General features: G+C 65.1%; 19 protein-coding genes and 1 riboswitch. Of the genes, 7 read left to right on the top strand and 12 right to left on the bottom strand.

Going from position 1 to position 21,974, the window contains the following annotated elements; genetic code table 11:
- Window positions 1-9: 9 nt before the first annotated feature.
- Window positions 10-1,158, bottom strand: a complete 1,149-nt coding sequence (gcvT, locus tag TSA1_RS12530; RefSeq protein WP_100176639.1) for a glycine cleavage system aminomethyltransferase GcvT — start codon at window positions 1,156-1,158, stop codon at window positions 10-12.
- A 146-nt stretch (window positions 1,159-1,304) separates the two neighbouring features.
- A riboswitch (glycine riboswitch) is annotated at window positions 1,305-1,395 on the bottom strand.
- 334 nt (window positions 1,396-1,729) lie between these two features.
- On the opposite strand from gcvT, the gene alaS reads away from it, so the two are divergent.
- Window positions 1,730-4,411, top strand: coding sequence for an alanine--tRNA ligase (gene alaS, locus TSA1_RS12535; protein WP_174718874.1), 2,682 nt, complete (start codon window positions 1,730-1,732; stop codon window positions 4,409-4,411).
- A 5-nt stretch (window positions 4,412-4,416) separates the two neighbouring features.
- Window positions 4,417-5,646, top strand: coding sequence for a cyclic nucleotide-gated ion channel (locus tag TSA1_RS12540; protein ID WP_100181094.1), 1,230 nt, complete (start codon window positions 4,417-4,419; stop codon window positions 5,644-5,646).
- A gap of 3 nt (window positions 5,647-5,649) precedes the next feature.
- On the opposite strand, the gene TSA1_RS12545 is transcribed toward TSA1_RS12540, so the two are convergent.
- From TSA1_RS12545 to TSA1_RS12555, 3 genes are all read right to left on the bottom strand, one after another.
- A complete protein-coding gene (locus TSA1_RS12545; protein ID WP_100176641.1) occupies window positions 5,650-5,934 on the bottom strand; it encodes a DUF3303 domain-containing protein in 285 nt (94 codons plus the stop codon).
- A gap of 5 nt (window positions 5,935-5,939) precedes the next feature.
- On the bottom strand, window positions 5,940-6,440 hold the full coding sequence (locus tag TSA1_RS12550) for a DUF3455 domain-containing protein (RefSeq protein ID WP_100176642.1): 501 nt from the start codon (window positions 6,438-6,440) through the stop codon (window positions 5,940-5,942).
- Between the two features lie 96 nt (window positions 6,441-6,536).
- Window positions 6,537-7,751, bottom strand: a complete 1,215-nt coding sequence (locus TSA1_RS12555) for an NADP-dependent isocitrate dehydrogenase (protein ID WP_100176643.1) — start codon at window positions 7,749-7,751, stop codon at window positions 6,537-6,539.
- 348 nt (window positions 7,752-8,099) lie between these two features.
- On the opposite strand from TSA1_RS12555, the gene TSA1_RS12560 reads away from it, so the two are divergent.
- Complete coding sequence (locus tag TSA1_RS12560; protein ID WP_100176644.1) at window positions 8,100-9,299, top strand: TrmJ/YjtD family RNA methyltransferase; 1,200 nt, start codon at window positions 8,100-8,102, stop codon at window positions 9,297-9,299.
- A gap of 142 nt (window positions 9,300-9,441) precedes the next feature.
- A complete protein-coding gene (locus TSA1_RS12565) occupies window positions 9,442-10,728 on the top strand; it encodes a tetratricopeptide repeat protein (protein ID WP_100176645.1) in 1,287 nt (428 codons plus the stop codon).
- Between the two features lie 16 nt (window positions 10,729-10,744).
- Here TSA1_RS12565 and TSA1_RS12570 read toward each other — a convergent pair whose 3' ends face one another.
- The 4 genes from TSA1_RS12570 to TSA1_RS12585 form a co-directional block, all read right to left on the bottom strand.
- Complete coding sequence (locus TSA1_RS12570) at window positions 10,745-12,448, bottom strand: amidohydrolase (RefSeq protein WP_100176646.1); 1,704 nt, start codon at window positions 12,446-12,448, stop codon at window positions 10,745-10,747.
- Window positions 12,449-12,569: 121 nt separating this feature from the next.
- Window positions 12,570-13,745, bottom strand: coding sequence for a GGDEF domain-containing protein (locus TSA1_RS12575; protein ID WP_100181095.1), 1,176 nt, complete (start codon window positions 13,743-13,745; stop codon window positions 12,570-12,572).
- A 247-nt stretch (window positions 13,746-13,992) separates the two neighbouring features.
- Complete coding sequence (locus TSA1_RS12580; protein WP_100176647.1) at window positions 13,993-14,376, bottom strand: nuclear transport factor 2 family protein; 384 nt, start codon at window positions 14,374-14,376, stop codon at window positions 13,993-13,995.
- Window positions 14,377-14,411: 35 nt separating this feature from the next.
- The gene (locus tag TSA1_RS12585) at window positions 14,412-15,164 is read right to left on the bottom strand and encodes an SDR family NAD(P)-dependent oxidoreductase (protein ID WP_100176648.1); all 753 of its coding nucleotides are present in this window, start codon (window positions 15,162-15,164) and stop codon (window positions 14,412-14,414) included.
- A 115-nt stretch (window positions 15,165-15,279) separates the two neighbouring features.
- Here TSA1_RS12585 and TSA1_RS12590 point away from each other — a divergent pair, with 115 nt between their 5' ends.
- Window positions 15,280-16,173: a LysR family transcriptional regulator gene (locus TSA1_RS12590; protein ID WP_100176649.1), complete on the top strand. Its 894-nt coding sequence runs from the start codon at window positions 15,280-15,282 to the stop codon at window positions 16,171-16,173.
- A gap of 34 nt (window positions 16,174-16,207) precedes the next feature.
- Here the strand turns inward: TSA1_RS12590 and TSA1_RS12595 are convergent, their stop codons facing one another.
- From TSA1_RS12595 to mddA, 3 genes are read right to left on the bottom strand one after another with little or no spacing between them, the layout of a single operon-like run.
- Window positions 16,208-16,960 carry a PaaI family thioesterase gene (locus TSA1_RS12595; protein WP_100181096.1) on the bottom strand — a complete coding sequence of 251 codons (753 nt, stop codon included), beginning with the start codon at window positions 16,958-16,960 and terminating at the stop codon, window positions 16,208-16,210.
- Window positions 16,961-16,970: 10 nt separating this feature from the next.
- Window positions 16,971-17,948, bottom strand: coding sequence for an NADPH:quinone oxidoreductase family protein (locus TSA1_RS12600; RefSeq protein WP_100176650.1), 978 nt, complete (start codon window positions 17,946-17,948; stop codon window positions 16,971-16,973).
- A complete protein-coding gene (gene mddA / locus TSA1_RS12605) occupies window positions 17,945-18,715 on the bottom strand; it encodes a methanethiol S-methyltransferase (protein ID WP_100176651.1) in 771 nt (256 codons plus the stop codon). Before mddA ends, TSA1_RS12600 begins: the two co-directional genes overlap by 4 nt.
- A 147-nt stretch (window positions 18,716-18,862) precedes the next feature.
- Between mddA and TSA1_RS12610 the strand changes: the two genes are divergently transcribed.
- Window positions 18,863-20,404 carry a bifunctional AfsR/SARP family transcriptional regulator/alpha/beta hydrolase gene (locus TSA1_RS12610; RefSeq protein ID WP_100176652.1) on the top strand — a complete coding sequence of 514 codons (1,542 nt, stop codon included), beginning with the start codon at window positions 18,863-18,865 and terminating at the stop codon, window positions 20,402-20,404.
- 101 nt (window positions 20,405-20,505) lie between these two features.
- Here TSA1_RS12610 and TSA1_RS12615 read toward each other — a convergent pair whose 3' ends face one another.
- Entirely contained in the window at window positions 20,506-21,153 is a 648-nt protein-coding gene (locus tag TSA1_RS12615) for a TetR/AcrR family transcriptional regulator (protein WP_100176653.1), read from the bottom strand.
- A 246-nt stretch (window positions 21,154-21,399) separates the two neighbouring features.
- Here TSA1_RS12615 and TSA1_RS12620 point away from each other — a divergent pair, with 246 nt between their 5' ends.
- Window positions 21,400-21,942, top strand: coding sequence for an OsmC family protein (locus TSA1_RS12620; RefSeq protein ID WP_100181097.1), 543 nt, complete (start codon window positions 21,400-21,402; stop codon window positions 21,940-21,942).
- Window positions 21,943-21,974 lie beyond the last annotated feature (32 nt).

The raw sequence follows: 21,974 nt of genomic DNA on the forward strand, positions 1-21,974 counted from the left end.
TTCGAATCCTCAGCGTTTGTAGGTGTTCTTGACGAAGGGCATTGCGGCAACAGTGAGCGGCAGGTGCTGGCCGCGCACCTCGGCGAACAGTTTCGTGCCGAGTGCGGCGAGAGGCGTTGGCACGTAACCCATTGCGACCGGCGCACTCAGGCTCGGGCCGAAGCCGCCCGAGGTGACTTGTCCGATCGGCTCGCCGCCCGCCTCATCCGCAAACAGCCGCGCGCCTTCGCGCACCGGTGCGCGCCCTTCCGCGCGCAGGCCGACACGGCGGCGGGATGCGCCCCGATCGAAATGGGCGAGAATCTTCTCCGCGCCGGGAAAGCCGCCGGCGCGCGCGCCGCCGCTGCGGCGGCTCTTCTGCACCGACCATTCCAGCGCGGCCTCGACCGGCGTGGTGGCGGTGTCGATGTCGTGGCCGTAGAGGCAGAGCCCGGCTTCCAGCCGCAGGCTGTCGCGGGCCCCGAGGCCGATCGGCAGCACGTCGGGGTTTTCGAGCAGCGTCTTGGCGAGGCGCTCGGCGTCCGCAGCGGGGACCGAGATCTCGAACCCGTCCTCGCCGGTGTAGCCCGAGCGCGACACGAAGCAAGCGAGACCGGCAACCTCATGCGGGCCCGAATCCATGAACTTCATGGCGGGCGTCGCTGCACACAATTTCGCCAGCGCCGCTTCCGCCTTCGGGCCCTGCAGCGCGATCAGCGCGCGGTCGGCGAGCGAATCGACGATGCAGTCCTCGGAGAGATTCGCGCGCAGATGCGCCTCGTCGGCGTCCTTGCAGGCGGCATTGACGACCAGGAACAGGTGATCGCCGAAATTGGCGACCATGAGATCGTCGAGAATGCCGCCGTCTTCATTGGTGAACTGGGCGTAGCGCTGCCGCCCCGGCGCGATCGCCAAGATGTCCTGCGGCACCAGCCGCTCCAGCGCGCGGGCGGCGTCCTCGACCTTGCCGGATTTCGGCCGAAGCGCGATCTGGCCCATGTGGGAGACGTCGAACAGGCCCGCGGAGGCCCGGGTATGGAGGTGCTCCTTCAGCACGCCGGCGGGGTATTGCACGGGCATGTCATAGCCCGCGAACGGCACCATCTTGCCGCCCAGGGAGACATGAAGCCCATGAAGGGGCGTACGTTTCAGGGAGTCTTGGTCGTCGCGTGCAAGCATCTCAGGGGCCCTCGGCGGTTCCCCGGGGACGATTCCCCGAGACAAACCAGTCGAAGCCCCATCTGTCGCTGTGCCTGAGAGTATTATCCCGTCGGCGGACGCTGGTCCGGGTCTACACCCGTCAGCGCCTCTTTCCAGATGCTGTCAAAGCCACGCGGTCCTTTTGCCTGAGAGTTTCCGGGGCGGTTGCTCCTTCGGCGCCGGCTGCCTAAAGCCGGTCTCTCCCGACGTGGCCGTACGATACAGATGGGTACAGACCACAGGGCGGCCAAGCCTGTCAACGCGGCATCGATGCCTTTCAACGGGATTGAATACGGGACGACGCGCCTGCGGCAACCCTCTGATCTGCTTGCACATCTCCTTGCACAGTTTCTGGACAGGAAAGCTGGCCTTGTCTAAAAGCGCTTTGGCCCGCAGATATCAGCCTTAACGTTCCGGTTTGGATGGCGAGTAGCGGGTCCTAAAGCGCGATGAGAGTTGTCGCGCTTTAGCTCTTTGTTTGAGCATGATCTTTCGGAAAACCGCTTCACACTTTTCCGGATCATGCTCTAGCACACCCGATTGGATGAACATGAGCGGCGTCAACGAGATCAGGTCGACCTTTCTGAACTTCTTTGCCGAGAACGGCCACGAGATCGTGCCGTCCTCGCCATTGGTGCCGCGCAACGACCCGACCTTGATGTTCACCAATGCCGGCATGGTGCAGTTCAAGAACGTCTTCACCGGCGTCGAGAAGCGGCCCTATCAGCGCGCCACCACCTCGCAGAAATGCGTGCGCGCCGGCGGCAAGCACAACGACCTCGACAATGTCGGCTACACCGCGCGCCATCTCACCTTCTTCGAGATGCTCGGCAACTTCTCGTTCGGCGATTACTTCAAGGAGCGCGCGATCGAGCTCGCCTGGAAGCTGATCACGAAGGATTTCGGGCTCAACAAGGACAAGCTGCTGGTCACGGTCTACCACACCGACGACGAGGCGCATGGGCTCTGGAAGAAGATCGCCGGCTTCTCCGACGACCGCATCATCCGCATTCCGACCTCGGACAATTTCTGGGCGATGGGCGACACCGGCCCGTGCGGCCCGTGCTCGGAGATCTTCATCGACCGCGGCGAGCACATCTGGGGCGGCCCTCCGGGCTCGCCGGAAGAGGACGGCGATCGTTTCCTCGAATTCTGGAATCTCGTGTTCATGCAATACGAGCAGGTGACGAAAGAGGAGCGCGTTGATCTGCCGCGTCCCTCGATCGACACCGGCATGGGCCTGGAGCGCATGGCCTGCATCATGCAGGGCGTCGAGAGCGTGTTCGAGACCGACCTGTTCCGCCATCTGATCGACGCGACCTCGTCCGCGCTCGGCAGCGGGCCGACCGAGCAGAACGTCGCCTCGTTCCGCGTCATCGCCGACCATTTGCGCTCGTCCGCCTTCCTGGTCGCCGACGGCGTGCTGCCCTCGAACGAGGGCCGCGGCTATGTGCTGCGCCGGATCATGCGCCGCGCGATGCGCCATGCGCAGCTGCTGGGCGCGAAAGAGCCGCTGATGCATCGGCTGGTCTGGGCGCTGGTGCGCGAGATGGGCCAGGCCTATCCCGATCTGATGCGCGCGGAGAATCTGATCGAGGAAACGCTGCGCCTGGAAGAGACCCGCTTCCGCAAGACGCTGTCGCGCGGCCTCGCCATCCTCGACGAGAAGAGCGCGTCCCTGAAGAAGGGCGACATGTTCGACGGCGACGTCGCCTTCACGCTGTACGACACCTATGGCTTCCCGCTCGACCTGACGCAGGACGCGCTGAAGTCGCGCGGCATCGGCGTCGATCAGGCCGCGTTCACCGACGCGATGGAGCGGCAGAAGGCCAAGGCGCGCGAGTCCTGGAAGGGGTCCGGCGAGGCGGCCTCCGAGGCGATCTGGTTCCCGTTGCGCGAGAAGCTGGGGGCGACCGAATTCCTCGGCTACGAGACCGAGAGCGCCGAAGGCGTGGTGTCCGCGCTGGTGAAAGATGGCGCCGAGGTGACGGGCCTCAAGGCCGGCGAGACGGGCGCGATCGTGCTGAACCAGACGCCGTTCTACGCGGAGTCCGGCGGCCAAGTCGGCGACACCGGCGTGCTCACGGGCGAGGGCGGCATCAAGTTCCGCGTCACCGACACGCAGAAGAAGCTCGGCGATCTCTTCGTCCATATCGGCAAGGTCGAGCAAGGCGAGCTGAAGCTCGGCACCGCGCTGCAGCTCGAGGTCGATCATTCCAGGCGCTCCTCGATCCGCGCACATCACTCGGCGACGCATCTCATTCACGAGGCGCTGCGCCAGGTGCTCGGCGACCACATCGCCCAGCGCGGCTCGATGGTCGCGCCTGATAGGCTGCGCTTCGACTTCGTGCATCCGAAGCCGATCACGGCCGAGGAGCTTGCCCGCGTCGAGGACATCGCCAACGACGTAGTGCTGGAGAACGACGAGGTCACCACGCGCGTCATGGGCGTCGACGAGGCCCGCGAGGCCGGCGCGCGCGCGCTGTTCGGCGAGAAATATGGCGACGAGGTCCGCGTCGTCTCCATGGGCCGGACCGCGCGCGAGCGCGGCGCCAACGCGCTCGGCTGGTCGGTCGAGCTCTGCGGCGGCACTCATGTCAGGCGCACCGGCGATATCGGCCTGATCACGCTCACCGGCGAGAGCGCGGTGGCCTCCGGCGTGCGCCGCATCGAGGCACTGACCGGCAATTACGCGCGCCGGCATGCCAACGACACCATGGCGCTGGCGAAGACCGCGGCGAACGAGCTGCGCACCTCGATCGACGACGTGCCGGCGCGCATCACAGCCCTGATGGAGGAGCGCAAGAAGCTCGAGCGCGAATTGTCCGACGCCCGCAAGAAGCTGGCGATGGGCGGCGGCGCTTCGGCCGGCGGCAACGGCGCAGCGAGCGGCGTGCGTGAGGTCGGCGACGTCAAGCTGATGGCGCGCGCGGTCGAGGGCATCGAGATGAAGGATCTCAAGAGCCTCGCGGACGAGGCCAAGAAGCAGATCGGCTCCGGCGTGGTCGCCATCGTCGGCGTCACCGGGGATGGCAAGGCTGGCGTCGTGGTCGGCGTCACGCAGGACCTCGTTTCGCGCTTCAACGCCGTGAACCTCGTGCGCGTCGCCTCCGAGGCGCTTGGCGGCAAGGGCGGCGGCGGCCGGCCGGACATGGCGCAGGCCGGCGGCCCCGATGGGGCCAAGGCGACCGAGGCGCTGGCCGCGATCGAAAAAGCGATGGCAGGCGCTTGAAGATCATGCGCCCCGTTCCGCGAGGACGTGGGCTTCGCGATCCCGATCTTCGGGATCGCCTCTACGAATTGCTGGAGCACGACCCGCTGGCCTATTCGGCCGGGTCGCGCTTCATCAAGTTCATCATCGGCGTCATCGTGCTCAACGTCGTCACGATGATCCTCACCTCGGTGCCGGAGCTCGACGCGCAATTCGGCACGCTGTTCGAGGCCGTCACCATCCTGTCCCTGATGGTGTTCGCGCTGGAATATCTGGCGCGGCTATGGACCGTGGCGGGACACACCCAGCGCAAGGGCTCGGCACTGTCCGACCGGCTCGGCTATGCCTTGTCGACGCTCGGCATCATCGACCTCATGGCGTTCCTGCCTGGAGCAATCGTGCTCGCCACCGGCCGGCACGCGACGCTGGCAGCCCTCGGCATGCTGCCGTTCTTCAAGCTGATCCGCTATTCGCCGGCGATGCGCTCGCTGCTCGCCGCCGTGCATGCCGAGCGGCGCGCGCTGATCGGCTGCATCGTGATTCTGATCGGCGCGGTGCTGACGTTCGCCTCGCTGCTCTACGCTATCGAGCGCGACGTGCAGCCGGACAAGCTCGGCACCATCCCGCAGGCGATGTGGTGGGCGATCGTGACGCTCGGCACCGTCGGCTATGGCGACGTCGTGCCGGTGACGCCGCTCGGCAAGCTCGTCTCGACCTTCGCCATCATCTCGGGCTTTGCGATGATCGCGCTGCCGGTTGCGATCATCTCCACCGCCTTCGCCGAAGAGGTGAAGCGGCGCGACTTCGTCGTCACCTGGGGCATGCTGGCGCGGGTGCCGCTGTTCTCGCATCTTTCGGCCGCGGAGATCGCCGACATCATGCGGCTGTTGCGCGCGCGCACGGTCGAGCAGGGCGAGATCCTGGTGCGACGGGGGGATACGGCATCGTCGATGTACTTCATCACCGCCGGCGAGGTCGAGATCGCGCTGCCGAGCCAGCACGTGCGGCTTGCCGACGGCACCTTCTTCGGCGAGATCGCGCTGCTGCACAAGACAAAACGCAGCGGCACGGTGACCGCGACGCGCAAGACGCGCCTCCTGGTGCTCGACGCCCAGGATTTCCACGCCCTGATCGCGCGCATGCCGACGCTGGCCGATCACGTCCACACCACCGCCAAGGCCCGGCTCGCCGACACCGGGGATCTCGCGCTGGCCGAGCTGGCACAGGCGGAACAGGACGAGGGTCCGGCTACGTAGCGCTCAGCTCCGGTCGAGGAAGGGCGCGACGACCTCGCGCGTCTCCTTGCTGGGCACCACAGGCACGATCTCGAAGGTCATGCCATTGCCCTGGCAGTTCAGCACCCATTCCTGCAGCAGGCGGGCGTCGTCGCATTCCATCAGCTGGAAGCAGCGGTCGAAATTCGGCTCGATCCAGCTGCCGTGATATTTCAGGCCGTCCGGGAATTTGACGCCTTCGTCGCGGACGCGGCGATAGACCGGAATGGGGTCCCGGTCTTTGAAGCGTTCGATCACCATGAAGAGCATCGGTCTCAGCCCTTCTTCAGGAAGACGTAATCGGCGGAGTAGGGTGAGCTTCTGAACTCGCCGGCCTTGTCGCACGCGCCGTCCAGCTTGCCGCCCTGGGTGTTGATGCGCTGGACTGTGTCGACCGGCGTCAGCGTGCCGCTGCCGCGGTGGGCGGTCACTTCCAGCTTCAGCCAGGGGATGTCGGCCACTGTTGTGCCCGGCGCATTGCCGATAGCCTTGCCGACCACCGCGCTGCCATCGGCGAGCTCCCAGTTCGGGCCGGCATAGTGCCGGCCGATCGTCTTGCCTTCGGAGAGCAGCGTCGCGATCGGCTCGCGGAAGGCCCAGGCGAGCTTGCCGTCGGCGGCGGCCTTGCATTCATAGACCTGCGCGCCCTCGGCGTGGACGCTGAGCACGACGCTCTCGCCGGGGGCGGCGATAGCGTCGGGAAGCGGCTCGGCAGCTCCGGCCGGTCCGATCAGGGCCGCGAGCAGCATTGCGGGGCCGGCAAGCTTGATCAACATGGTGGCATCTCCGGGCAAGGTCCCAAAAAGAAACGGGCCGCGCTGTTGCGCGGCCCGCGATGATGTCTGGCCCAGTCGGGCGAAATTGCGGACGGCTCAGGCCGCCAGCGCCTTCCCGAGGTTCTCGGCGACCTTGTCCAGGAAGCCGGTGGTCGAGAGCCAGCGCTGGTCGGCACCGACCAGCAGCGCGAGGTCCTTGGTCATGTAGCCGGCCTCGACGGTGTCGACGCAGACCTTCTCCAGGGTATTGGCGAACTTGGCGAGCTCGGCGTTGTTGTCGAGCTTGGCGCGGTGGGCGAGGCCACGGGTCCAGGCGAAGATCGACGCGATCGAGTTGGTCGAGGTCTCCTTGCCCTTCTGGTGCTCGCGGTAGTGGCGGGTCACGGTGCCGTGGGCAGCTTCCGCCTCGACGGTCTTGCCGTCGGGGGTGAGCAGCACCGAGGTCATCAGGCCGAGCGAGCCGTAGCCCTGCGCGACCGTGTCGGACTGCACGTCGCCGTCGTAGTTCTTGCAGGCCCAGACGTAACCGCCGGACCATTTCAGCGCCGAGGCCACCATGTCGTCGATCAGGCGGTGCTCGTAGGTCAGGCCCTTGGCCTCGAATTCCTTCTTGAACTCGCGGTCGTAGATGTCCTGGAAGATGTCCTTGAAGCGGCCGTCATAGACCTTCAGAATCGTGTTCTTGGTCGAGAGATAGACCGGGTAGTTGCGCAGCAGGCCGTAATTGAGCGAGGCGCGGGCGAAGTCGATGATGGAGTCGTCGAGATTGTACATCTCCATGGCGACGCCGGCGCCCGGCGCCTTGAACACTTCCTTCTCGATCACGGTGCCGTCCTCGCCGACGAACTTCATCGACAGGGTGCCCTTGCCCGGGAACTTGAAATCGGTGGCGCGGTACTGGTCGCCATAGGCGTGGCGGCCGATGATGATCGGCTTGGTCCAGCCGGGAACCAGGCGCGGCACGTTCTTGCAGATGATCGGCTCGCGGAAGATCACGCCGCCGAGGATGTTGCGGATGGTGCCGTTCGGCGACTTCCACATCTGCTTGAGGTTGAACTCCTTCACCCGGGCCTCGTCCGGGGTGATGGTGGCGCATTTGACGCCGACGCCGACTTTCTTGATGGCCTCGGCGGCGTCGATGGTGACCTGATCGTTGGTGTGGTCGCGGTACTCCATGCCCAGGTCGAAATACATCAGCTCGACATCCAGGAACGGGGTGATCAGCTTGTCCTTGATGTACTGCCAGATGATCCGGGTCATCTCGTCGCCATCGAGTTCGACGACGGGATTGGATACCTTGATTTTTGCCATGATCGGGGAAGCCTCTTGGGAACGGCGCTTTTGGCGCGCCACGGGAATATCCGCCGCCTCATAGCACCCAGACGCGGCGGGCGAAAGCCAAGGGATTATGCACTTTTAGCCCATCCAGCCTCCACAGACGAGGGGCGGGGAGCGGCCCCCAGGCCGGGGCGCGCCTCAGGCTTCAGACGAGATTCAAAAGTCGATTCCAACCCGTTATTTCCCTTGAGAATTTCGTCAGGACAGGCAAACGACAGGCGAACGGGCAGCCGGTCCCAAGGAGATCTTGGTGACCGGCTTGAATCAATTCCTGAGGCGGCCTTGCCAAGGCCTTGAGGGACAGCGTGAAGGCGAAACGAGATGTCGGGGACTGACAAGAGCAAGGCCGGCCTGTCCCTCGACGGTCCCATCGTGATCCTGGTCGAGCCGCAGCTCGGCGAAAACATCGGCATGGCCGCGCGCGCCATGGGCAATTTCGCGCTCGGCGCCCTGCGCATCGTCAACCCCAGGGACGGCTGGCCCAACATCGCGGCGCAGCGGGCGGCGGCCGGTGCCGACCACATCCTGGAAAAGGTCCAGTTGTTCGGCACGGTCGAAGAGGCGGTCGCCGACCTCGACCTGCTGTTTGCCACCACCGCGCGCCCCCACGACCAGGCCAAGCCGGTGGTGGGGCCTGAGGCCGCCGCGGCCGAGATATCCGGCCACGTCGCGAGCGGCGGCAAGGCCGGCATCCTGTTCGGCCGCGAGCGCTGGGGACTGACCAATGAGGAGGTCGGGCTCTCCAACCGCATCATCACCTTCCCGGTCAATCCGGGGTTTGCCTCGCTCAACCTGGCCCAGGCCGTGCTCCTGGTCGGCTATGAATGGTTCAAGCGCGCCACGTCCGGTGAGCTGCCGCATGCCATGCCGGAACGGTCCGAGCGCGCCTCGCAGCACCAGATGCAGGCCTTCTTCGACAACCTCATCCGCGAGCTCGACAAGGTGGAATTCCTGCGGCCGGCCGAGAAGCGCGACACCATGCTGGTCAACCTGCGCAACATCTTCAGCCGGATGGAGCCGACCAAGCAGGACATGCACACCCTGCACGGGGTGATCATGGCGATCGCGGAAGGGCGCAAGGGCCCGGCCAAGGGCGGCGTGCTCGACGGCGAGCAGGCCACGCGCCTGCGCGCGCTGCTCGCCGAGCACGGGCAGGGCGGCGGCGTTCCCGACAGCGGCTCGACCGTGCGCGGCCTGGCCCGCCTGCTCCGCCGCAACCCGACCGATGCCGAGCGCCTGCTCTGGCAGGCCCTGACCCGCGACCGCCGCTTTGCGGGCCAGTTCAAGCGCCAGACCCCGGTGGGGCGGCATATTCCCGACTTCGTCTCCTTCCCGCACCGGATCGCGATCGAGCTGGTCAACCCGGGCGAGGGCGAGGCGATCGCGGCCGATCGTGCGGGACGGCGGAGCTGGCTCGAGGCGCGGGACTATCGCGTGCTCGACATCCGCGCGGCCGATGTGGAGCGGGATCTGGAGGCGGAACTGGTGCGGCTGCAGGGGATGATGGAGCAGGGCGCGTAGGTCGCGCAAGTCTGGCAGGGTGCGGGGAGCCGGCTTGAGCGTTTGGGCCAAACGACTCCCGCTCTGTACACGGCTTCAACCAAGGGCTGTGCAGAGACAGGATCGATTGCTATGTCGTTCCCGGCAATTGAGTGGGAACGACATGTTTGGGACCGTCGGCCGCGCACAAGCCTGTGCGGCAGCAAGCTTCGGTGTTGTGGCGCTGATCGTCCTGATATCAGGCGCCCGCGCCGAAACGCCTTTGCCCTCCAAGTGCAACGCCGTCGGCAATCTCAGCGTCGACGACCGCATTGCGGGCTGCACCGCCATTATCCAGTCGGCGACCGGCATGCAGCAAGGTGTCGTCATGGCGCGCTTCCGCCGCGCCATGTTCTACCGCCAGAAGGGTGAGGTCGATCTTGCGCTTGCGGACTACGACCAGATCATCGAGCGCGATCCGGGCAATGTGAATGCGCGACTTAATCGTGCTTCCATATACGTCCAGAGACGCGACAACGAAGCCGCGCTTGCGGATTACGACAAGGTCATCGGGCTCGATCCCAGGAATACCTATGCGTATCTTGGGCGTGCGCGGCTGTACGCGAACGACGATGTCGATCGCGCCATCGCCGACTATGACCGTGCCCTTCTGATCCATCCGGACAATGTCCATGCCTATATCGGTCGCAGCTTTGCCTATGAGACAAAGGGCGAGCCGGATCGCGCCTTGGCCGATTGTGCGCGGGCGATCGAGATCGGCCCAGACCGTTGGATTGGCCAATTCTGCCGGGCCGACATCTATCTCGCGCGCGGCCAGATTGATCTTGCATTGGCCGACTTCGACCGCGCGGTCCAGCTCACCCCGAAGGACCCGCGGCCCTATGTCGGTCGCGCCAGGGCTTTTCAGGTCCGAGGCGATCTGGAAAAGGCATTGTCGAACCTCGACATGGCCATCGAGATCAATTCCAATAACCCCGGATTCCATCGCTTGCGTGGGGCCATCCACTTCCAGTCCGGCCATCTGACGGAGGCACTTGCCGACCTCCGTCGATCGAACGAACTGGATCGGAAGGATGCCTATACGCAGCTGTGGTTCGATCTCGCCCAACGAAAGAGCGGCAGCGGGAGTGAGCTCGGTGAAGGTGTAAAGCTGCTCGACCCGTCTCGTTGGCCCGCGCCCATCCTTAGCTTCTTCCTGGGCGAGATAAGTTTCGAAGCCTTGCTCGCGTCTGCGCAAGACAATTCCGTGCAAAAGACAAGGGAGCGGCTCTGCGAAGCGAACTTCTATGCCGGCGAGCTGGGGCTGGAGCAGGGAGCTGATCAAGCCGTACGGCTGCTGCGCGCCGCCGCGGACGAATGTCCGAAGCGCTTTTTGGAATGGGCTGCAGCCAAGGCAGAACTTCACAAGCTCGAGACGAAACCCGGCAGCGATTCACGTCCGGTGCAATAGCTGCCTCCGCACCGGCTCAGCGCTGAAAGACAACCTTGCCGCCCACGAGCGTCATGTCCGCCTTGATGTCCTTGATCTGCTCCTCCGGCACGGCCGTGTAGTCGGCGGAGAGCACGACCATGTCCGCAAGCTTTCCGGGCTCAATGGTCCCTTTGCGCGCTTCATCGAAGGTGTAGCGCGAGGCCGCACTGGTGTAGAGGCGCAGGGCCTGCTCGCGGGTGATGGCTTCCGTCGCGCCGTAGATTTTTCCGGCGGGGTCCTTCCTGGTCACCATGATGTACATGTTGAGGAAGGGGTTGATCGGGTTGACGGGAAAATCCGTCCCGGCGCCGAGGTTGTCGAGCCCCATTTTTTCGATCAACGTCCTGGTCGGCACGGCGCGGTCGGCGATCGCTTTCCCGAGAAAACGTTCGACGGTCGCTGCCTTGTCCCACATGAAAACGTTCTGGAAATCGATGCGGACACCCAGCCTTTGCGCACGTTCCATCTGCTCCGGCCGGATCAGGCTGGCGTGAATGAGGACGAAGCGCCGGTCGCGGATCGATTTTTCCTTATCCACGGCCTCGAACGCATCGAGCACCTGGTCGATACCGAGGTCGCCCACGACGTGAACACCGACGCGCCAATCATACCGGTTGCAGATGGAGATGAGTTGCTTCAGCCGCTCGGGCGTCTGCTGCGCGATGCCATGGTAGTTGTCATGTGAATCCGGATACACCTCGCGCATGAGCGCCGTCTTCAACGTCATGCCGCCGTCGTAGAAGATCTTGATGCCGGCGAATTTGAGCCAATCGTCGCCGAAGCCCGAAGAGGCTCCGTTGCCCGACACGATCGCTTCCCATGCGGTCAGATCGGCCGGAGGCTCAGGTCGAAACATCACACCTGTGCGCAAGGTGGCTTTGCCGGATGCGACAAGCTTCTGCAGCGTGCGAATATCGCGTGGCTCTGTCGCGCCTTCGATCGCGCTGGTGATGCCGAAGCTGTTCAGCACGCCTTCGGCAATGGTGAATTGCCGCATCTCGTCGTCTTCCGTCCAGGGCGGCACCGCCTTCTCGACCCGATCGATCGCCGTCTCCACCAGCAGGCCGGTCAACTCTCCGGCCGCATCGCGCTCGAACTTTCCACCACTCGGATCCTCGGTGGTCTTGTCGACGCCGACCCGTTGCAGAGCCATGGTGTTCGCCATCGAGAAATGCCCGACGGTGCGGAGATAGACCGGGTTGTCCGGCGCCACGCTATCGATCTCCTGCCGCGTCAGGTAGCGCTTCTCGGCCAGTTGAGACGGCGGATGCCACGCGCCACCCACGATCCACTCGCCCGGCTTCCTCTTCGCAGCGAATGACTTGATGGCCTCGAGCGCTTCGGCGACGGTCTTGGCGCGGCCCATGATGACGACGTAGTCGCCCAGACCAGCGGCCTTGAAGTGAGCGTGCGTATCGATCAACCCGGGAATGACGGTCTTGCCTGACACGTCGAGCACGCGGGTCCGAGCGCCGGCAAGCGATCTCATCGAAGCGCTGGTCCCCGTTGCGATGATCCTGCCATCCGCGACGGCCACGGCCTCCGTGACCGTGGACCGGTCATCCAGCGTCAGAACCTTTCCGTTGAGGATCACCAGATCGGGCGCGTTGAACTCCCGCTGCTGGGCGGCGGCGGATGCGACGCCAGAGATCCAAATGACCGTGGCAACGATTGCAGATGCCGCAAACTTGCGAACCATCGCGTCCCCCTGGCGCTGTCGGTTGACCAACATTTGCGAGCGTATCTTTGATCAACCGCGGGTTCAACGCCGCTCGACGGCTTGAGGCTCCACATAGTGGGCAAAGGGGTGCGCTTGCGGCTCAGGCGGCGACGCTGGCCGCGTTCGCAGGCCGCCTGCCATTGTGCTGAAGCCGGCGCAGCGCGGTCAGGCCGATATCGAGCCCGGCTAGGCAGCAGCGTGACTTGCCGCCGGATTTCGCCTCGTAGAGGGCCATATCCGCGACCACGAGCAATTCGTCGACCTGAGATCCGTGATCGGGCGCCATTGCGATGCCGACGCTCGCACCAATGGTGACAGGGGTCTCGCCATCGATCTGGCAGGGGGCTGCGATCTCGTCGACGATGCGTTGTCCCATCGCCAGCGCCTGATCGGCCGTGATGCCATCGACCAGCGCGACGAATTCGTCGCCGCCCATCCGCGCCACGGCTGCGCCTCCGGGCACCGCCTTGCGCAGCCGCTCGGCGACCACCTTGAGCACCTGATCGCCGGCTGCATGTCCGAACGTGTCGTTGATCGGCTTGAACGCGTCGAGGTCGGAGAAGAACAGGGCAAAGGGACGGTCTTCGCGAAGCGGGCGCGCGAGCTTCGCCTCCAACGCATCGAGGAATCCGGCGCGGTTCAAGAGCCCGGTAAGTGCATCGTGGTCCGCGCGGTGGCTGTTCTCGCGCTCGGCCCGCATGGTCGTGATCAGCATCCGGTTGAGCCGGAAGGCCGCGCCGGCCATGGCCGCGAGATACATCGGGATCTGATAGATCATGATGTACAACACCGGCTCGCCGAGAAACGGGATGTAGACGGCGATCGGGCCGAGACTGATCAGGATCATGAGCCCGGCAAATCGCGGCGCACCGAAATTGCGGAAGCAGATGCCGCCGATCATCGCCGCCGTGGACATGCAAGCAAGCATCGCCACGAGCCAGTCGCCGCTCGCGATGCTCGCCATCGCGCCGAGGCCGAGGCTCAGGCTCCAGGCCATCGAGAACAGGAGATGAAGATCGGTCGGGGTCGGCCGGTGCAGCCGGATCGCGCGATGCGCCGCGAGCAGGATCGCGAGACGCGCCAGGCAAATCACGAGTTCAAGCACGAACCAGGCAATGAGCGGCGCCGTCTGCTGTCGATAGGCGATGATGGCCGCGATCGCGACCGAATTTATGGCGCCGCCGGCAAAGATCGGGACCGCACCGAAGAGTTGGGCGATGAGGGCCGCACGAATGTCGGCCGGTACGTCGGGGCCGACGTCCGTCAACCACCGCATCAGGCGCCAGCGTGGCAAGCTATATCGTCCAGCGTCGGACCGCATCCCAAATCCCCTTGTCCGGCGGATGATAAGGCGCAGGGGGGCCTAAAGCCGTGTTTACAGGGTTCCCCGATCGCAAGCCGTGCTTCATGGAAGGTAAATTCACGCGGTTCGCCTTGCCGCCGGACGGAATGTCCGGCGGCCGAAGCTGGGCGTGCCACCATGCCGATCAACCTTGCGGAGGCAGGGAAGCGCGAGGCAGCGTTCACGTCGCGGGCTGGTCGAGAAACACATAGAGTGCGGCGATCCTGCCGCTCTCCACGATGATGACGTCCCATCCGGTGTAGTCGGGAGCCTCGCCGCGGGGGCCAGATCTCCAGGCCAACCGGCCTGCATTGTGAAGCGCCTGCGGTTCGCCCGTCGGCGTGTAGACGAAGTGTGGATGCGTGCCGCGCAGATCGCCGGCGAACTTGTCGATCGCGTCGCGGCCGGCAATCACGCCGGGCGGGACATACAGAGTGGGGTTCTCCGTCCAGAGCTCGTCGATTGCGGCGCGGCGGCGCTTTGCGTCGCCCTCGCCGAAGACTTCCTGAAGGTTGCGGCGAAGGAGCTCGTGGATGCGATCCGCCGATTCATTTGTCTGGGTCATTGGCATTTCCGTGATTGATCCTGTGCAAGGTCCGTTCAGATCTGAACCTGACCGCCGTCGACGAACAGCTCGACGCCGTTGACGAAGCTTGCGTCGTCGGAGGCGAGGAACAGCACGGCCTTGGCGATCTCCTCGGGCTGGCCTATGCGGCCGGCCGGGATGAGTCCCGCCAGATATGACTTGGTGCCTTCGGCCTGCTCACCGCCGCCGAACAGATGGTTCAACGCGGGCGTCTCAGTCACGCCGGGGCTGACCGCGTTGACGCGGATGCGCCGGTCCTTCAGATCGAGGATCCAGTTGCGCGCGAAGTTGCGGACGGCGGCCTTGGTCGCCGAATAGACGCTGAAGGCGGGTGTCCCCGACACGCTCGTGGTCGATGCGTTCAGGACGATCGAAGCGCCGTCGCGGAGCAAGGGCAGCGCCTTTTGCACGGTGAAGAGGACGCCCTTCACGTTGGTGTCGAATGTGCGTTGATAGTGCTCCTCCGTGATCGCGCCGAGCGGTGCGAACTCGCCGCCGCCGGCATTGGCGAAGATCACGTCGATCTGCTGATGCTTTTTCTGAACAGCGTCGTAGAGCCGGTCGATGTCGGCAAGGACGGCCATGTCGCCCTGCACGCCGGTCACGCGGCCGCCGATCGACTTCACCGCCGCGTCCAGAGTGTCCTGGCGGCGACCGGTGATGAACACCGAGGCGCCCTCAGCCGCAAAAGCCTTCGCGGTGGCGAGGCCGATGCCGCTCGTGCCGCCGCTCACCACCACGACCTTGTTGTTGAACCTGTTCGTCATCGTCCGTCTCCTTTGGAAGCTCCCGGCAAAAGCGCCGTCGCTTGTCGTATATGCTTTCGGAACGATGGTGCCGGTAGAACGCAAATCTGGTACTTAGCGTTCTATGGGAGGAACGATGAAAGCTGATTTGAACGACTTTGCCTATTTTGCCGAGGTGGTCGGGCACGGTGGATTTGCCGCCGCAGGAAGGGCGCTGCGCGAGCCCAAATCAAAGCTGAGCCGGCGGATTGCCGGGCTGGAGGAACGCCTGGGGTTGCGCCTGATCGAACGCTCAAGTCGACGCTTTCGCGTCACCGAGGTGGGCCAGGCCTTCTACGAGCGTTGTCGGGCCATCATGGCGGAGGCCGAACAGGCCGAGGCGCTGGTCACGCAAGCGCAGGCCGAGCCGCACGGCCGCATTCGTTTCAGCTGTCCGACCGGCATGGTCGGGGAGATGTCCGGACTCGTGACGAGCTTCCTGACGCGGTATCCCAAGGTACGCCTGCAGCTCGTCGCCATCGACCGGCCCGTGGACTTGATCGAGGAGCGGATCGACGTGGCCCTGCGGGTCCGTTCTGTGCTCGTCGGCGACGCGGCACTCACGATGCGGACGCTGGGCACTTCGATGCGGATCCTCGTCGCAAGCCCGCAATTGGCAAGCCGGCTGCGAACTCTCGACGATCTTGCTGCGCTTCCGACGCTCGCGACGTCCGATGACGACGCGATGGTCGAATGGCATTTGGAAACGAATGACGGGCAAGCTCGTATCCACAGGCACGAGCCGCGGATGGGATGCGGTGACTTCAGCGCCGTGCGTGATGCGGCGGTTGCCGGTCTCGGTATCGCACTGCTGCCGGATCACCTCTGCCGGGAGGCGCTCGATCAGGGCAAGCTCGTCCATGTGCTGTCAGACTGGCGCGGTCACCAGGGCATCGTGCATCTCGTGTTCACGACACGACGCGGCCTGCCGAGGGCCGTGCGCGCTCTGATCGATCATCTTGCGGCGGGTTTCTCCAAGACGTTGGCGTAGTGCGGTCTTGTCATCCTGCGGAATCGAATTTGTATCAGCCGCGCCCGAGCTGCACCTCGCGCTCCACCGCGATCCAGGTCGTGCGAGCCACGGCCAGCAGCCTCCCGGCTTCATCATGGAGCGCGGCATCGGCCGTGCGCTTGCGGCCGTCGCGGCCGGTGGGCCAGGCCGTGATGATGCAGGGCTCATCGGGGCGGGGCCGGGCTTCGATGCGGGCTGACATCCGTCCGAGCAGGAGCGGGGTCTTCTCGAAGCTCAAGCTCTGCTGATCGTAATTGCAGGCAAAGCCGGTGGGGCAGTCGAGCGCGGACCAGAGGAATTCGGGTGCGATGAGGCCATCCCCGGCGGCGAGATTCGGATCGGGCGCCCAGCTCGCGGCGAGAACGGGAGTCTGTCCACGACGGTTGAGCGGGCCGGCGAAGATGCGCAGGCCGTCGCCTTCTTTCCTTGCGGGCCCGCAGACGAAACAGTGTGGCAGCGGATGCTCGTCTGGCCTGAACAGCGCCAGCAATTCGGCCGCGCGCGCTTCCGGCAAGGTCGCTGTCTCGACCTGCGCAAGCTCGAAGCTCACGGCGCGGCCGGTGGCGACGGTCTTGCCGGCGTCGCGAAGCTCCCATGTGCCGTCGTCCCGCGCGATTGCATCGAGCGGCTTGTCGAGGGGAGGCGGTGCGCGCAGCGTCACTTCCGCAGCCGAGGGGATGTGACGGGCGAGCCGGCCGCAGACATAGCCGCCATTGCCGGAGTTCGGCGGGCCGCAATAGCGCTTGTCGATGATGATCTCCGTCATGGCGCGCACTCTACCTGATCCTGAGCACAATTCGCCCCTGAACCGTGCGGCCAGCCACGGCGCGCATGGCGTTGCCGGCTTCCTCCAAAGGGAGGATGCGGTCGATATGGGGGCGGATTTGCCCGCCGGCCAGCAATTGCATCAGCGTGTCGTTCATCCGCGCGGCTTCATCGGGAAATTTCTCCGCCCAGGCACCGGCAAAGACACCGACGATGGAATAGTTCTTCAGCAGCGGCAGGTTCATCGGGAGGGACGGAATCGCGCCGCCGGTGAAGCCGATCGGCAGCAGCCGTCCGCCCCATCTCATCAGTCTCGCCATCTGCTCGAAGATCGCGCCACCGACATTGTCGAAGCCGATATCGATGCCTTCTCCTGATGTAATCGACTTGATCCGCTCCCGCAGATCTCCGCTGCGATAGTTGATGACCTCGCTGGCGCCGTAATCGCGCACCAGGGCCGCCTTGTCGTCGGAGCCGACACCGGCGACGACACGCAGGCCGAGGTGACGGCCGAGATCGACCGCGGCAAGCCCGACCCCGCCGGCAGCGCCGGTGACGAGCAGCGTCTCATCCCGCGCCGCGCGTGCCCGCTCGACCAGCGCATAATGGGCCGTGCCGTAATTGTGCAGCACCGTGGCCGCCGCTTCAAACGCAACTCCGTCAGGCAGGCGGACGCACTTGGATTCCTTCGCGATCATCCGTTCGGCGTAGCCGCCGGTCCAGCTGCTGCAGGCCACACGATCGCCGGGCGCGAATTTCGTCACCTTGTCGCCCATTGCGACGACGGTTCCGGAGGCTTCCGTGCCGGGTACGAAAGGCGTCGGCGGCCGCATCTGGTAGAGACCGGAAACCAGCAGCTGGTCCATGAAGCTTACCGACGCTGCATGAACGTCGATGAGAATCTCGTCAGCGGCGGGCCGGGGCTCGGCAATCTCGCCGAGACGCAAATCGCCGGGGCCGGTGAATGCGTGGCACAGAATGGCTTTCATCGCGGCGCTCCGACAGGCCGACGATCTTCGTTGCGGCGGCGTGCGAGGAGGCCCGGCACCAGCATCGGAACGCGCCGGCGATACTCCTGATACGTTGCGCCGAACACGGCGATCAGGTCCCGCTCTTCGAACTGCAACGCGACCAGGATGTAGGCCGTGTTGGCGAGCGCGAAAAGCAGGTGACCTTCCGTCATCGCGGGCGTGGCCCAGAACGCGAGCAGAAAACCGAGCATGATCGGATGCCGTACGATCTTGTAGAGCAGGGGCGTCCGGAACGACTGGTCGGTCATCTCGGCCCCGCGCCACGCGAGAACAGCCTGGCGCAAGCCGAACAGATCGAAATGATCGATCATGTGGGTCGAGGCGAACGCGATCAGCCAGCCGAGCCAATGCACGGAGGTCAGCACCCAGGCTGCAATTCCGCTCGCCTGCCAGACCGGTGCAGGGATCGGCCGCCACTGCCAGAACAGCAGGAGGAGGATCAGGCTGGAGAGCAACACATAGGTGCTGCGCTGGCAGGCCGCGGGAATGAATTCGCCCAGCCATCGCTTGAAGGCCGGGCGCGCCATCACGGTGTGCTGGACGGCGAACAGGCTCATCAGCAGCAGGTTGACGGCGATGGCTTCGACCAGATTCGAAGCGGGGCCGACGTCGATGGACTTCGGCACGACATAATTGCCGACGAAACCAAGCGCGTAGAGAAATGAAACCGTGAAGATGGCATAGCTCACGATGGCGTAGAGCAGGATTGCGAGGCGTGCGAACATGGGTTTTCCTCTTGTGCCGATGGCGACGGTGCCGCATGCAGAGCCGGGGCGCCCGCCGGCGGGCAGGCTCGACCTGGCCCGACCGTACCCACCGGACCGTCCCCTGCGCGTCCCCCGGGAGACCTGGGCCGGAAGAAGAGGATTTCGATGACGGCTTTCTCGCTGAGGACGTTCGGGTTCCCCGAGGTCCACGCCGATGGCCGCCCGATCAAGCTGGCCTTGCGCAAGGGGCTTGCGCTGCTGGTCTATCTCGCCGAGGCCAAGGGCGTCGTGGCGCGCGAAATCATGGCCACGCTGCTATGGCCGGAGACGCCCCGCGAGACGGGCCTTGCGCGCTTGCGGCGGCTGCTTCACCGCGTCGAGCTCACGCTCGGCCAGTCGGTGTTCGAGACGGACCGCACCAGTCTGCGATGGTCGCCGGACGTCGAGCTGAAGCTCGACTCGCATCTGTTCGAGGAGGCCTGCGATCGCGGCGCGTTCGAACAGGCCTGTCTGATCTACCGGGGCGACTTCCTGGCGGGCTTCGCTCCGGAGGACTGTCCAGAATTCGACGATTGGGCGTTCTTCCGCCGGGAGGCGCTGCGAGGCCGGCTGATGCACGCGCTGGAGCGCCTTGTGCAGGACAAGAATGCCGCCGGCGAGCATTTTGCCGCCACAGTGCATGCGCATCGTCTGGTCGAGCTCGATCCGCTCAGCGAAGTGTATGGCCGGCATCTGATCCGCAGCCTGCTGCTGGCCGGCGACCGCAGCACGGCGGAGCGTCAACACGCGGCCCTGACACAGCGGCTGCGGGACGAGCTTGGCGTTGCGCCGGAAGCCGAGACCGAGGCGCTGATGACCCCCGCTTCGGCGCCGCATGCCGTACCCATGACGCGCTACGTGAAGGGCGACGCTGTGCATCTGGCCTACCAGACCTATGGCAGCGGCCCCCTCGATATTCTGGTGATGCCCGGCTTCGTGTCGCATGTGGAGCGCGCCTGGGAGCATCCGGCGAGCCGGACCTTTCTGTCATCGTTGATGAAGCTCGGGCGTCTCATCGTGTTCGATCGTCGCGGCATCGGGTTGTCGGACCGGGTTGGATCTGCGCCCGGCATCGACGTCACCGCCGCGGATATCGGCACCGTGCTGCGCGCGCTGGACGCGCGCCGCGTCGTGCTGTTCGGGGCTTCCGAGTGCGGGCCGGCCTGCATCAAATTTGCGGTCGACGAACCGCGCCGCGTGGCCGGGCTCATCCTGTTCGGTGCGCTGGCCAAGGGCTGCTGGTCGCAGGACTATCCTTATGCGTTGCGCGCCAGCCAGTATGACGCCTGGAGCAAGCAGCTCGTGGCGCAATGGGGTGGCCCGGCCGGGATCGAGACTTTTGCGCCGAGCCTGGCCGCCGATTCCCAGGCGCGCGCCTGGTGGGCCGGGCTGTTGCGTGCGGCCTCCAGTCCCGGCGGCATCTCGGCCGTGCTCGAGGCCTTTCGTGACGCCGACGTGCGGCATCTCCTGCCTGAGATCTCCGTGCCGACACTGGTGCTGCACCGGCGCGGCGACCAGGCCGTGCGGATCGCGGCCGGCCGCGACATCGCGAGCCGGATCAAGGGGGCAGAGTTCGTCGAGCTCGACGGCAATGATCACTGGTTCTTCGCGGGGGACCAGCGGCCGGTGCTGGAGGCGATCGACGGATTCACGAAACGGATCTCGTAGAGTGGGCAAAGCGGAGCGTGCCCACGCATTCTCGCGATGTGGAGGCAGATCGTGGGCACGGCGCTTTGCGCCTTTGCCCACCCTTCGAGATTACGGCAAAGTCACACCGGTTCTAACTGCTCCGTCGCTCGCTTCTTCTTCGCCTTCGCCTGGCCGAGCAGCGGGCTGGCGGTGAGTGCTGCGGTATCTGCCACGCCCGGGTCCCGCGAGATCATCGCGGCGACGATGGCGCCGTCGATGATGAGGCCGAGCTGGTGCGCCAGCACGGCGGGCTCGGCTGATCCGAGCTCGCCCGCGAGCTTCTCGATGTGACCGAGCACGATCTTCTTGTGCTTCATCGCGATGTTGCGGAACTGCTTGGCGTCCTTGTCATGCTCGCCGACCGCGTTGATGAAGGGGCAGCCGTAGAAGCGTTCTTCCGCGAACCAGCTCTTCAGCGCCGGGAAGATGCGCGTCAGCTTGGCCTGCGCGTCGCCGCCGCCGTCTTCCATGGCGGCGATGAACCATTCGCGCCATTGCTTGCCTTCGCTCTCAAGCACTGCGTTGACGAGATTGGTCTTGGAGCCGAACAGTTTGTAGAGCGTCGTCTTCGCCGTGCCGGCTTCCTCGATGATCGCATCGATGCCGGTGGCGTTGATGCCGTTCTTGCAGAACAGATGCGACGCGGCACTGAGCAGCCGCCCGCGCGCGGATTCGTCGTCGCCAGCGGCGGCGTGGGGCGAGGTCTTCTTTGATGACGTCTTTGCCATGAGTCCAAACTTACCTGCAGCGACGCCGCATCAGCAAGCCGCATCTGTTCCGCGCCGAAAAGATTCGCATGGCAGGGCCCATCTGCATCGCCTTTGAGCAAGGGTGCGCTGATCAATCCGCAGGCAGGGTTCGCTAACCGGCTCCAATGCTTCGCCTTTTGTTTTTGGCCGTCTCTGGCACGCTCCATGCAAGGAAACAGACCGTTCGGTATCCTGCCGCGTTCCGCGGCTGCCAGGGAGAAGATGATGACTGCCGTCGTTCAAAAGACAGTGCTGACGGGGTGCCTTGCACCCATCGACAAGAATGGCCTCGAGCAACTGATCGCGAGCGGCAAGGCCAATCCGAAGGTCATCAAGACCTTGAAATGCAAGACGGTCGCGGAAGGAAAATTCCGCCACGCCAACTACATCCGCAACCTGCCGCCCTACATCGTCGACGAGCCGCCGGGCCTTCTGGGCGACGACACCGCGCCGAATCCGTCGGAGGCTTCGCTCGCCGCGCTCGGCTCCTGCCTTGCCGTCGGCCTGCACGCCAACGCCGTGCATCGCGGCTGGATCGTCAACAAGCTCGAGCTCGAGCTCGAAGGCGACCTCAACATCACCGCGGTCTGGGGCACCGGCGATACCTCGGACAAGCCGGTCGGCTTCACCGATGTGCGCGTCAAGGTCGACATGGAGTGCGAGGGCATCGCGCAGGACGAGATCAACGCGCTCGTCGCCCATGTGAAGAAATGGTCGCCGGTGGCCAACACCTTCACGCGCCCGGTCAATCTCGAGGTCGGCATCTAGCAGACGGCAATCAGGACAAGGTGCGGGAGACG

The organism is Bradyrhizobium nitroreducens (genome assembly GCF_002776695.1).
Lineage (GTDB): Bacteria > Pseudomonadota > Alphaproteobacteria > Rhizobiales > Xanthobacteraceae > Bradyrhizobium > Bradyrhizobium nitroreducens.